We start from the raw sequence: 12,351 nt of genomic DNA, 5'->3' as shown, positions 1-12,351 counted from the left end.
GGGCCGCTCCAAGGTGGTGTTCAAGCAGTGGCTCGCCGCCCGCCCTGCGGACTGGGCGAAGCGGATCGAGGTGGTCGCGATGGACGGCTTCGCCGGGTTCAAGACCGCTGCCGCCGAGGAACTCCCCGACGCCGTCCCCGTCATGGACCCGTTCCACGTGGTCCGCCTCGCCGGCGACGCGCTGGATGTCTGCCGGCGTCGGGTCCAGCAAGACACCACCGGGCACCGCGGGCTCAAGGGCGACCCGCTCTACAAAGCCCGCCGCACCCTGCACACCGGGGCGAGCCTGCTCACCGACCGGCAGCGGGCACGCCTGGACGCAGTGTTCGCGAGCGAGGAGCACGTCGAGGTCGAGGCGACCTGGGGCATCTACCAGCGCATCGTCGCGGCCTACCGGGAGCCCGACAAGAAGAAAGCGAAAGCGATGATGCAGGAGGTGATCGCTGCGATCAGCAGCGGCGTTCCCGCGGCGCTCGTCGAGGTCCGCAAGCTCGGCCGGACCATGAAGCAGCGGGCGGGCGACATCCTCGCATTCTTCGACCGCCCCGGCACCAGCAACGGCCCCACCGAGGCCATCAACGGGCGACTCGAACACCTCCGCGGCTCCGCCCTCGGCTTCCGCAACCTCACCCACTACATCGCTCGGTCGCTGCTCGAAGCCGGAGGGTTTAGACCCGCGCTACACCCTCGTTCGTGAAGAGCCAGGAAACCCCTAGCGCACCCACAGCAATAAGGACAGAAGCAGCGACCGAGACGACCTTCTTGATCGTTGAGATCACATCCTTGTCCGCAAGGGGCCAGAAGACGCACAACGCGTCCTGGCGTGGCCCGCATTACTCTCCCAGCAGGCGTGCTGTCAGAGGAGTCGCAAGTCACCTTAGGAGTCCTGACGGGCCGCTCCGGGTAGCGCGCAACCGGGGTGGGACCACCTGGCGTCAGGTAGTCCCACCCCGGTTGCGCGCTACCAGTCGGCGCTCGTCACCGACCGGCGCAGTCTGCTCCTACTCCTCGCGCTGGAAGGACATGGTGGCGGCGTAGGTCTTCTCGCTGGGCCAGCGGCTCGTGACGGCCTTGGCCCGGGTGTAGAAGCGCACGCCCTCGGGACCGTGGATGTGGGTGTCGCCCAGCAGCGACTCCTTCCACCCGCCGAAGGAGTAGTAGGCCACCGGCGTCGGGATCGGGACGTTGATGCCGACCATGCCGGCCTCCACGTCGAGCTCGAAGCGGCGGGCGACTCCGCCGTCGTTGGTGAAGATGGCCGCACCGTTGCCGAAGGGCGAGGAGTTGACCTGCGTGATGGCCTCCTCGTAGGTGTCGGCGTGCACGATGGCAAGCACCGGCCCGAAGACCTCCTCGGAGTACAGCTCAGAGTCCAGCGGCACGTTGTCCACGATGGTCGGGCCGAGGAAGTGGCCGTGCTCGTGGCCCTCGACGACGAGGCCACGCCCGTCCAGGACCACCTCGGCACCCTTGGCCTGCGCGTCGTCGATGAGGCCGATGATGCGCTTCTTGGCCTTGGCGTCGATGACCGGGCCCATCTCCACGCCCTCGTCCATGCCGTAGCCGACCTTGATCTTCTCGGCGTGGGCCTTGACACGCTGCGCCAGGTCCGGACCGCAGCCGCCCACGGCGACGACGACCGGCAGTGCCATGCAGCGCTCACCGGCCGCACCGAAGGCGGCGGCGGAGATGTGCTGGGCCGCGAAGTCCAGGTCGGAGTCGGGCATGACGATGGCGTGGTTGTTCGCCCCGCCCAGAGCCTGGACGCGCTTGCCGTGGGTGACACCGGTGTTCTGCACGATGTGGGCCACCGGGGTCGAGCCCACGAAGGAGATGGCGTCGATGCCGGGGTGCTCCAGGATGTCGGTGACCAGGTCGCGGTTACCGGACAGGACGTTGAACACGCCGTCGGGCAGACCGGCCTCCTTGTACAGCTCGGCGGTCAGCAGGGCGGCCGAGGGGGTGGTGGAGGCGGGCTTGAGGATGAAGGCGTTACCGGTGGCGATGGCGATGGGGTGCATCCACATCGGCACCATGGCCGGGAAGTTGAAGGGGCAGATGCCCGCGACCACACCCACCGGCTGGCGCAGGGTGTGGATGTCCACGCCGGTGGAGATGTCGAAGGAGTGCTCGCCCTTGAGGGCGAGGTTGATCGCCGTGGCGAAGTCCAGGGTCTCTCGACCGCGCTGGATCTCACCGACGGCGTCGGAGTAGTTCTTGCCGTGCTCGGCCACGATCAGGCGGGCCATCTCGTCCTGGTGGTCCAGGACCAGCTGGCGCATCTTGAACATGATGGCCGTGCGCTTGGCCAGGGAGACCTTGGCCCACTCCTTCTGCGCCTTGCGGGCTACCTCGACCACGCGGTCCAGGTCGTCGGAGGAGGCCTGGAGGAGCTGGGCCTCGACCTCACCGGTCCCGGGGTTCTCGACGTCAAAACGGCCGACAGGGCTTCCCTCGTCATACCGTCCGTCGATCCAGTGGGCAATCGTCTTCATCGTCGTTGACTCCTGAGTCGTCACGGGACAGGGCTGGGTTCCTCACCGTGGTGCGGGGTCGAAGCACCTGTCGTGCATGTGCGGTGCCACCCTAACCCCTTTGACCCCCGTATGGGCACATTTTGTCAGCACAATATGTCTGGATTTCCCCTCCAGCGCACAGCCGGCTCGCAGGCACCTGCCCAGCACCCGCAGCATGACGGCGGGGCCGCGGTGACGAGCCGCGGCCCCGCCGTCATGACCGGGACCCACCCTCCTGCCGTGGACAGGGGCGTGCCTCCCCGGTGCCAGGGGCGAGGGCCCTCATGCCCTCAGCCCCGGCAGCAGGCTCACAGGTAGTGACGCTGAGGCTTCCTGTCCTCCAGGTAGTCCTGGTACGCCTTCTGGGTGGACTCCAGGCGCGAGACCTGGGAGACCGCCACGTCCCACCAGGAGGAGGCCGGCGGGTTGGGACCGTAGAGGTCGGTCTCGATGTGGATCATAGCGGCCTCCTCGCCGGCGTGAGCCTGGGCGTAGGCCTCCTTGAAGTCCTCGATGGTGCTCACGCGGTAGACCTTCAGTCCCCAGGACTCGGCGTTGGCGGCGATGTCCACGCCCCTGACCCTCTGCTCGTCAGCCAGGTGCGTGCCCTCGCCGCGCTGGCGGTACTTGGTCCCGAAGCGCTGGGAGCCGCGCGACTCCGACAGGGCACCGATGGAGGCGAACCCGTAGTTCTGCAGCAGGACGTAGATGACCTTGACGTTCTCCTGGACCACGGTGGCCAGCTCCATGGGGAGCATCTGGTAGGTGCCGTCGCCCACGATCGCCACGACCTCGGACTCGGGGCGAGCCAGCTTGCAGCCCAGGCCGGCCGGGATCTCGTAGCCCATGCAGGAGAAGGCGTACTCCACGTGGTACTGCACCGGGGTGCGGGCCTGCCACAGGGCCTGAAGGTCGCCAGGCATGGACCCGGCGGCGTTGATGACGATGTCCTCGTCGCCGAGCATCTCGTTGAGCGCGCCAAAGACCTCGGTCTGGGCCGGCAGCGGGCCGTGGCCCAGGTGGTAGCACTCGCTGGTGCGAGCCAGCCACGACTTGCGCTCACGAGCGATCTCAGCGGTGTAGGCCTCGTCGACGTGGTAACCCTTCAGAGCCTCGGTCAGGGCGACCAGTGCCTCGCGGGCGTCGGCCACCACCATCTCGGCGCTCTGCTTGGCGGCATCGAAGGGAGTGACGTTGATGTTGACGAACTCCACACCCGGGTCCTTGAACTGCGTCTTGGAGGCCGTGGTGAAGTCGGAGTAGCGCGTACCGATACCGATGACCAGGTCAGCCTTGTCGGCGATGTGGTTACCGGAGTCGCCTCCGGTCGAGCCCACGCCACCGATGGCGCAGGGGTGGTCGAAGTTGATGGCACCCTTGCCGGCCTGGGTGTCAGCCACCGGGATCCCGGTCGCCGTGGCGAGGGCACGCAGCTCCTCGCAGGCCTCAGAGTAGATCGTGCCGCCGCCGGAGATGATCATCGGGCGCTTGGCGGCCTTGATCTTGGCCACCGCACGGGCCAGGGCAGCGGGCTCGGCGAGGGGACGGCGCACGTGCCACACGCGCTTGCGGAAGAGCTCGACCGGCCAGTCGAAGGCCTCGGCCTGGACGTCCTGCGGCATGGCGATGACGACGGCGCCGGTCTCAGCGGGGTCGGTCAGCACACGCATGGCGGCCAGCAGCGAGGGAATGAGCTGCTCGGGGCGGTTGATGCGGTCAAAGAAGCGGGAGACCGGGCGGAAGGCGTCGTTGACGGTCAGGTCCAGCGTGGTGGGGTCCTCCAGCTGCTGGAGCACCGGGTCGGGCACGCGGGTGGCGAACTGGTCGGAGGGGAAGATGAGGACCGGCACGCGGTTGGTGGTGGCCAGGGCGGCGCCGGTGACCATGTTGAGCGAGCCCGGGCCGATGGAGGCCGTGACCATGTAGGTCGACAGGCGGTTGCGCACCTTGGCGAAGGCAGCTGCCGCGTGCACAGCGCCCTGCTCATTGCGGGGCATGATGTAGGGCATCGGGTTCTCGCCCGGGGCGGGGTCGATCTCGTTCTGTAGCAGCGCCTGGCCGATGCCGGCCACGTTGCCGTGCCCGAAGATGCCGAAGGCGCCCTCGATGAGGCGGTGCTCGACGCCGTCGCGCTCAGAGTACTGGTTGGATAGGAAGCGGATCGTCGCCTGGGCGACCGTCAGACGGATGGTGCCCGAGTAGGCCTCGTTGCTCATGTATCTGCTCTCTCGTGGTGTGGTCAGGGTGGTAGATGCTGCGTCCGGCACGCTCAGCGGGCCATCGGCAGGCGAGGGTCAGGCTCCTGCCCCTGCCAGGACTCGCGGATCCAGTGGTGGGTCGGGTCGTCGGGAGCCAGCCACACCAGGTCCTCGCTCGGGCCCGCCATGACATTGAGGTAGTACATGTCGTAGCCCGGGGCAGCCACGCACGGGCCGTGGTAGCCGTAGGGCACGAGGGCGACGTCTCCGTGACGGACCTCCACGCACACGTCGATCGGCTTGTCCGGGGTCGAGCCGTAGGTGCGGTGCAGCCCGAAGCCCGGGTCACCAACGGGCGAGGGGGCGATCTCGAAGTAGTAGATCTCCTCAAGCTCACGCTCGTCGGCCGTGTGGGCCTCGTGCTTGTGGGCCGGGTAGGAGGACCAGTTGCCTCCAGGCGTGATGACCTCAGTGACCAGGAGGTGAGAGGTCTCCACGTCGTTGTTCAGGGCGTAGTTGGTCACCTGGCGCGAGCAGTCGCCCGCGCCACGGATGCCCGTCGTGGCCTTCTCACGCGGAAGGTAACGCACCGGCAGGTCGCGGGTTGCCACCGAAGACGGCAGGGCGAAGCGACCACCCTGGGCGCTGGCCAGCGTGAAGGACTTGTGACGCGGAATGTAAAGCGAGTCGGTGATCTGCTCGAAAACACCGGTGCGGCCGTTGATCTGGTATGTCTCGCTGTCGACCTCAACACTCACGCCGCCCTCCAGCGGCAGAACGAGGAGCTCGCAGTCGCCCGACGTCAGGGTGGCAGACTCGCCTGCTGCGAGGTTAACCACGCGCAAGCCGGAGAATCCCCAGCCCGCGTCCGCAGCGGAGATATCGACCGCGAGGTTGTCGTGCGCCGTTTCGCCCGCACGTACGTGCATATCAAGAGTCATGAGAAGAGTCCTATTGTGTTGTCAACGGCCCCGGCGACGTCGTCGTCGGGCGGGAAGAGAAGGGAACGGCCGATAACCAGTCCCTTGACTGTGGGCAGGGCCAGTGCCCGGTGCCAGCTCTCGCGTGCGGCGTCGGCGTCGGTGGACACGGCGCCACCCAGGATAAGCGCTGGCAGGGTGGAGGCCTCCAGCACGCGCTCCATGTCCTCCACTACCGGCAGTTTCAGCCAGGTGTAGGCGCTGGTACGTCCCAGGCCTGAGGCGATGGCCATGGACGTGATCACGGCCTGCGGGCTCAGGTCATTGACGATCCGTCCCTTGACCCAGCGCGAGACGAAGGGCTCAACCATCGCCATGACGTGGTGCTCGGCCAGCTCGTCCACGGCATCGGCACAGCTAGCCAGAGTGTCAACCGTGCGCGGGTCCTCGTAGTTGACGCGGAGCAACATCTTGCCGCCGTCCAGACCAGACTCGACCACACCGCGCGCGTCGTAGCCGGTCATACGGTCATTCATCTCAAAGGTCGCTCCGGCCAGACCACCCCGGTTCATCGAGCCATAGACCAGCTTCCCGTCCAGAGCCCCCAGAAGCGCCAGGTCCTCAATGAGATCGGCAGTGCCGAGGAAACCGCCCACTCCAGGACGGGAGAGGGCCTCGACGCAGCGCGCCAGAACCTCTTCTCGCGAGGCCATCGCCATCGGGTCCGGCCCGGCCGCGAGCGCCCCGCGAGCCGGGTGGTCGCAGGCGATCACGAGGAGCTTGTCGTCACCGGTGGGCATAGCTCCCCTCGGTCGGCTCGCCATGACCTCGGCGACGCGCTCAGGGGAGTGGGTACGAATCTCAACAATCCGGTCAGTCAGCGGTGTCCTTGACATCATCGTCCTCCTCACAGGTCCGTCAGGGTCGGGGCACACTCGTCACGGTAGGTGCGCATCATTTCCAGCAGCTCAGGCTCGGTGGGCATCGCCGTCGAGCACTCCAGCCGGGAGGCAACGATCGCGCCAGCGGTCGAGGCCGCAAAGATGGTCTTCTCCAGTGACCACCCGGACAGCAGACCGTGGCAGATGGCGCCACCGAAGGCGTCCCCTGCACCCAGCCCGTTGAGGGTCGTAGCGGGAGTCACGGGCATCTCAATCCGCTCCTGGCGCGTCTTGGCCAGGGTGCCGTACATCCCCTGCTTGACTACCGCGATCTCGACACCAGCATCGAGCAGGGCGTCGGCCGCACGCTCCGGGTCAGTCTCACCGACGGCAATGCGGCACTCCTCACGGTTGCCGATCGCCACGTTGACCTTGGACAGAGCCTCGAAGACGCGGGCGTGCGCCTCCTCCTCGCTGTTCCAGAAACTGGCACGGTAGTCCAGATCCATGATGGTCAGGCGCTTACGCTCGCGGGCATCCAGGGCAGCGTGGTGAGCTGCGCGCGAGGGCTCCTTGCTCAGTCCGGTCGCTGAGATCCAGAAGATCTCCGCCTCTCGCACCGCGTCCGCTGGAATGTCCGACTGCGTCAGCTCCAGGTCCGGGGCAGAGGGCTCCCGGTAGAAGTACAGAGGGAAGTTGTCAGGCGGGAAGATCTCGCAGAAGGTCAAAGGTGTCAGGAAGTCTGCCTTGGTGACGACATAGTCGTCATAGACGCCCAGCTGACGCATCTCCCGGCGCACGAAGCGTCCGAAGGGGTCGTCACCGACTCCGGTGATGACCGCGGAGCGATGGCGGTAGCGAGCAGCAGCGACCGCCACGTTGGTAGGGCTGCCTCCCAGGAACTTTCCGAAGGACTCGACGTCTTCCAGACCGACGCCTGTCTGCAGCGGGTAGACGTCGATACCGCAGCGTCCGATTGTCAGGACGTCGAGCGGTGGGGTGCTGGCGGAGGCTGTCATGGCCTTTCCTTCCACATCATCGGGGGCGGGTTGTGTGCGGGCGATCCGGTGCCTGTCTGCACCCAAGCCTGCATCCCGGAACGAACACTCGTCAAGCCTTTGTCCGTACAAAGAGGAGCGCATGCCATCACAGCCGCGCCCCTAGGCCAGGGGCGACACCAACCGCAACCCTCCTCCGACTCCATTGACCTGACGAACTGTGCGCTATCACGTAACGTTGCGCCGAGAAACGGTCCCGCCTCACCCTGAGGCGAGCGCACCGGTCGTCAAAGGAACGTTCATGCCCAGCTCTACCTTCCAGCTCGAGGTCACCGTCGACCGCGACAGCGACATCCCCCTCCACATGCAGATCTCCGAGCCACTAGCAGCCCTCATCCTCGACGGGACCCTGGAGCCAGGCACCCGCCTAGAGGACGAGGTCTCCATGGCCCGCCGACTCAACGTCTCACGCCCGACCGCCCGTCAGGCCCTGCAGCGTTTGGCGGACCGCGGCCTGGTCGCCAGGCGTCGAGGTGCCGGCACGACCGTCACCTCCCGGCACGTGCACCGACCCATGCAGCTGTCTAGCTTGCTCACCGACCTGACCGAGAGCGGGTACACGGTCGAGACGATCGTGCTCTCCTATGAGCGCCACCCCGCCTCCGCCGAGGAAGCAGCAAACCTCCAGATCACCCCCGACTGCGAAGTGGTACGAATCCGGCGGCTACGCAAGGCTGACGGCGAGCCGATCGCCCTGATGACCAACCTCCTGCCAGCCCCCTCAGCCCCCACCGCGGAGGACCTTGAGCGCAACGGCCTGTACGAGCTCCTGCGCGCCAGCGGGCTCGTGCCCGTCTCAGCCACTCAGGTCATCGGAGCCCGTAACGCCACCACCAAGGAGGCCGAGGCGCTTGGCGAGCACCGCCGCGCCGCCCTACTGACCGCTACGCGCACAGCTTACGACGCCACCGGCGAGGTCATCGAGTACGGCACCCATATCTACCGAGCCTCGCGATACTCCTTCGAGACCACCCTCTTCACTGGCTGAGACCACACTGCCCCTGACAGACACCTCGACGAGCGTTTCACTATTTGTCCAGACAAAACTTGACGAATGGGGCTCGGAAGCATTTCAATGAAGCCATCGGCCGGCACGGCGAAGGAGCCGACCGGAGCCTCACACCCCAGGAGATGCGCCAATGACCATTGAATACACCCCCGGCCCGCTGCTGGAGGCCGCCCGCACCACCCCGACGGTCCTGTGGAACGACTCCGCCGACCCCGACGAGCTTCGTCAGTCGATCTCCTTCGGTGGCGTGGGCGCGACCTGCAACCCGACCATCGCCTACACCTGCATCAACCAGAAGAAGGAGCGCTGGATCCCTCGCATCAAGGAGATCGCCGAGGAGAACCCGACCCTGTCTGAGTCTGAAATCGGCTGGCAGGTTGTGCGTGAGATGTCCATCGAGGGCGCCAAGCTTTACGAAGACATCTTCGAGGAGCACAAGGGCCGCAACGGACGCCTGTCGGTCCAGACCGACCCTCGCCTTGCTCGCAGCGCCAAGGCGCTGGCGGACCAGGCCGAGGAGTTCTCCAGGCTGGCCAAGAACATCATCGTCAAGATCCCGGCCACCAAGACCGGTATCGAGGCTATCGAGGACGCCACCTACCGCGGCGTGTCCATCAACGTCACCGTCTCCTTCACCGTCGCCCAGGCCGTGGCTGCCGGAGAGGCCATCGAGCGCGGGCTCAAGCGCCGTGAGGCCGAGGGCAAGGACGTGTCCACCATGGGTCCTGTCGTCACCCTCATGGGCGGCCGCCTTGACGACTGGATGAAGATCGTCGCCAAGCGCGAGCGCCTGTTCGTCGACCCGGGCATCTTCGAGTGGTCCGGTGTGGCCGCCCTCAAGCGCGCCTACCACGAGTTCCAGGCCCGTGGCCTGCGCGCCCGCGTCCTGTCGGCCGCCTTCCGCAACGTCATGCACTGGTCCGAGCTGGTCGGCGGTGACCTGGTTGTCTCCCCGCCCTTCGCTTGGCAGAAGCTGATCAACGACTCCGGCTACAAGGTCGTCTCCAAGATCGACGACGAGGTCGATCCGAGGATCATGAAGGCCCTGCTCGAGATCCCCGAGTTCCGTCGCGCCTACGAGCCTGACGGCATGGCCATCGAGGAGTTCGAGACCTTCGGCGCCACCGTGCGCACCCTGCGCGGCTTCATGAAGTCCGACGAGGACCTGGACGGCCTCGTTCGCGACGTTATCATGCCCCAGCCGTGAGGCACCCGGTCCGGGGTGGTTGGCCTAGCCAGCCGCCCCGGACCTCGTTCCGCCTCCGCCCTGTGAGCTCACACCGCATCGACGGAGGCGGTTCTCTTAGAGCTGGCGATGACGCGCGTCATCATCGCCATGAAATATACGTCAGTCCACGACCAGCACACACAACAAGGAAGTTCCTATGCTGAACATCGCCCTCATCGGCGCCGGCCGCATCGGCCACGTCCACGCCAAGACCATCGCCGCTCACCCCCAGGCCACCCTCGCTCTGGTCTGCGACCCCTTCGGCGACGCCGCCGAGAAGCTGGCAAGTCAGTACGGCACTCGCTCCTGCAAGGACGCCGAGGACGTCTTCGCCGACCCCGAGGTTGACGCCGTCGTCATCGGTTCCCCGACCCCCCTGCACATCCCCCACCTGCTCGCCGCCGCGAAGGCTGGCAAGGCTGTGCTGTGCGAGAAGCCCATCGCCCTGGACATGAAGGACGTCGTCGCCGCTCAGACCGAGCTCGACGCCATCACGACCCCGGTGATGTTCGGCTTCAACCGCCGCTTTGACCCCAGCTTCGCGGCTGTGCGCTCAGCGGTCAACGAGGGCCGCATCGGCGACCTGGAGCAGTTGACCATCATCTCTCGTGACCCCGCCGCCCCGCCGGTGGAGTACATCAAGGTCTCCGGTGGCATCTTCCGCGACATGACCATCCACGACTTTGACACCGCCCGCTTCTTCCTGGGCGACATTGTTGAGGTCCACGCGGTTGGCCAGAACCTCGACCCGGCCATCAAGGAGACCGGCGACTACGACGCCGCCGTCGTCACCCTGCGTGCCACCTCGGGCGCCGTGGCAACGATCATCAACAACCGCCACTGCGCTTCCGGCTACGACCAGCGCCTGGAGGCCTCCGGCCGTGGCGGCGCCCTGTTCGCCGAGAACGTGCGCGCCACCACAGTGCGTCTGTCCAACGCCGAGGTGACCGACGCCCAGGAGCCGTACCTCGACTTCTTCCTTGAGCGCTACGCCGACGCCTACCGCATCGAGCTGAGCGCCTTCATCGAGGCCGTTGAGGCCGACACCCCGACCCCGACCACCATCGACGACGCCGTCGAGGCCCTGCGCCTGGCCGAGGCCGCTACCAAGTCCGCCAGGACCGGTCAGCCGGTCCGCCTGGCCTGAGGCTGAGCCCCAGGCACGAGGTGGCCGGGAGCTTACCTCTCCCGGCTCAGTGACGACGGCGCCCGCCACCAGCGGGCGCCGTCTCGCCTTGTCTGCCGTCCCTGCCGCACAGCCTCCTCCGGCCTGCCACGAGCGCCCCCCTCCGAGGTCAATTACGTGTTGCACCTCACATATTGCGCAGATATCCTAGTGAGACCTTCCTCACCCCCATTCCCTGCCCAGAGGTCATCATGAAAGCAACAATGAAATTCCTCACCACATTTGCAATGCCTGAGCCTGCTCACAGTCGCACCCGCGACCGGTGCGCCCAGCGCGGACACATTGACACAATCTGACTGCAACGCAGTGACAGCGATTGACTCTCTTGACAGGGATGAACTCGTCGCAGCTACTCAGTTGCTTAGGACGTCCCTCACAGAGGCTGCTACGTCACCAGACGGCGACCATGGTGCGAGCACGTCTGCTATCGACGAGCGGGCCGTCATCTCCGGAGTCAAAGCAGAATACTCAACCTACGACCGAGTGATCGTCCTTCAGAACGAAGTTAACGGGTACCGAGTTGGAGGATTCGATCAGGATCATGCTACTGGAGCAACGGCCGTACTTCCTTTTGTCGATGTTATCATCGACACATCAGATCCCAAGAACCCCTCACTCATCATCGAGCAACCCGATGCAGTCTCCGCCTATGAGAAAGCGCCTGCGTTTGCGCTGGACAATTCTATAAGCATCTCCCCCCGCAGCAGCAACCGGCACCTGCCCTGCCGGCCTAGTCCATCGCTGCGAAAACTATAGCCTGAACTGCCTCAAATCAATCGCACCCGGATGGCTGGAAAACGCCTGCTCGTTTCTCCCCGGAGCAGTTCCGAAGATCGCATGTTTCGTTACGACACTTGCAGGCAGGGCTGGAAAATGCTGCACGAAGTGGACCTGCAGCCCCAACATTCACTAGAAACGGAGACCCGCAATGCAGATCTCACGCACAGCGCCCCCCCTTAGCCGCTCTTGTTCTTAGCCTGGCGCTCATCCTCGGCGTGACCTACCGCGCGACCAGCGGCGTCAACCCGTTTTCCGCCGCAACCTGGGCGCTTGGAACCGGCCTTGCCCTGGCGTGCGTCGCAGACGCGAGCGCGAGAGTCGTGACGTCGCGTGCCCGCGCGCAGAGGATCCTCCTCATCGGGCTCCTCCCTCCCCAGCTGGCACTGGCCTTCGCATGCGGTGTGGCCTACACGTTCAGTACCACGTTGCACATGACCGACGTCCTGAGCTCCTACACCTTTGAGCTGACGCACCCAGCGCTGCTGTGCGCCGCGCTGTGCGTCTACCTCTACATCCGCCTGCTCCTGCTGACACGCTCCCTCAAGGACCCGACGCACCACACAGCGCAGGCTTAG

At 66.1% G+C, this 12,351-nt stretch carries 10 protein-coding genes; 5 read left to right on the top strand and 5 right to left on the bottom strand.

Annotated features, from left to right (window positions below):
* The coding region (locus tag CYJ26_RS08265) for an ISL3 family transposase (RefSeq protein WP_145990779.1) at nucleotides 1-697 on the top strand (697 nt) is incomplete at its 5' end.
* Between the two features lie 304 nt (nucleotides 698-1,001).
* Here the strand turns inward: CYJ26_RS08265 and CYJ26_RS08260 are convergent.
* The 5 genes from CYJ26_RS08260 to iolC all read right to left on the bottom strand — a co-directional run bounded on the left by CYJ26_RS08260 (nucleotide 1,002) and on the right by iolC (nucleotide 7,534).
* A complete protein-coding gene (locus tag CYJ26_RS08260) occupies nucleotides 1,002-2,495 on the bottom strand; it encodes a CoA-acylating methylmalonate-semialdehyde dehydrogenase (RefSeq protein WP_006548466.1) in 1,494 nt (497 codons plus the stop codon).
* A gap of 329 nt (nucleotides 2,496-2,824) precedes the next feature.
* Nucleotides 2,825-4,732, bottom strand: a complete 1,908-nt coding sequence (gene iolD, locus CYJ26_RS08255; protein ID WP_034235767.1) for a 3D-(3,5/4)-trihydroxycyclohexane-1,2-dione acylhydrolase (decyclizing) — start codon at nucleotides 4,730-4,732, stop codon at nucleotides 2,825-2,827.
* Between the two features lie 53 nt (nucleotides 4,733-4,785).
* The gene (gene iolB / locus CYJ26_RS08250; RefSeq protein WP_101638256.1) at nucleotides 4,786-5,655 is read right to left on the bottom strand and encodes a 5-deoxy-glucuronate isomerase; all 870 of its coding nucleotides are present in this window, start codon (nucleotides 5,653-5,655) and stop codon (nucleotides 4,786-4,788) included.
* Nucleotides 5,652-6,530: a Cgl0159 family (beta/alpha)8-fold protein gene (locus CYJ26_RS08245; RefSeq protein ID WP_024035795.1), complete on the bottom strand. Its 879-nt coding sequence runs from the start codon at nucleotides 6,528-6,530 to the stop codon at nucleotides 5,652-5,654. Before CYJ26_RS08245 ends, iolB begins: the two co-directional genes overlap by 4 nt.
* 11 nt (nucleotides 6,531-6,541) lie before the next feature.
* On the bottom strand, nucleotides 6,542-7,534 hold the full coding sequence (iolC, locus tag CYJ26_RS08240; RefSeq protein WP_006548462.1) for a 5-dehydro-2-deoxygluconokinase: 993 nt from the start codon (nucleotides 7,532-7,534) through the stop codon (nucleotides 6,542-6,544).
* Nucleotides 7,535-7,814: 280 nt separating this feature from the next.
* On the opposite strand from iolC, the gene CYJ26_RS08235 reads away from it, so the two are divergent.
* From CYJ26_RS08235 to CYJ26_RS10740, 4 genes are all read left to right on the top strand, one after another.
* Nucleotides 7,815-8,561 (top strand): GntR family transcriptional regulator, encoded by a 747-nt coding sequence (locus CYJ26_RS08235; protein ID WP_101638255.1) that lies wholly within the window; start codon nucleotides 7,815-7,817, stop codon nucleotides 8,559-8,561.
* A 151-nt stretch (nucleotides 8,562-8,712) separates the two neighbouring features.
* The gene (locus CYJ26_RS08230; RefSeq protein WP_006548460.1) at nucleotides 8,713-9,789 is read left to right on the top strand and encodes a transaldolase family protein; all 1,077 of its coding nucleotides are present in this window, start codon (nucleotides 8,713-8,715) and stop codon (nucleotides 9,787-9,789) included.
* 178 nt (nucleotides 9,790-9,967) lie between these two features.
* Nucleotides 9,968-10,957, top strand: a complete 990-nt coding sequence (iolG, locus tag CYJ26_RS08225; protein WP_101638254.1) for an inositol 2-dehydrogenase — start codon at nucleotides 9,968-9,970, stop codon at nucleotides 10,955-10,957.
* A gap of 1,250 nt (nucleotides 10,958-12,207) precedes the next feature.
* On the top strand, nucleotides 12,208-12,351 hold the full coding sequence (locus CYJ26_RS10740) for a hypothetical protein (protein WP_156102124.1): 144 nt from the start codon (nucleotides 12,208-12,210) through the stop codon (nucleotides 12,349-12,351).

Origin of the sequence: Actinomyces urogenitalis (genome assembly GCF_002861525.1) — a bacterium.
Classification (GTDB): Bacteria; Actinomycetota; Actinomycetes; order Actinomycetales; family Actinomycetaceae; genus Actinomyces; species Actinomyces urogenitalis.
The sequence above is the reverse complement of the archived record's forward strand: the minus strand, read 5'-3'. Positions and strand labels throughout refer to the sequence as shown.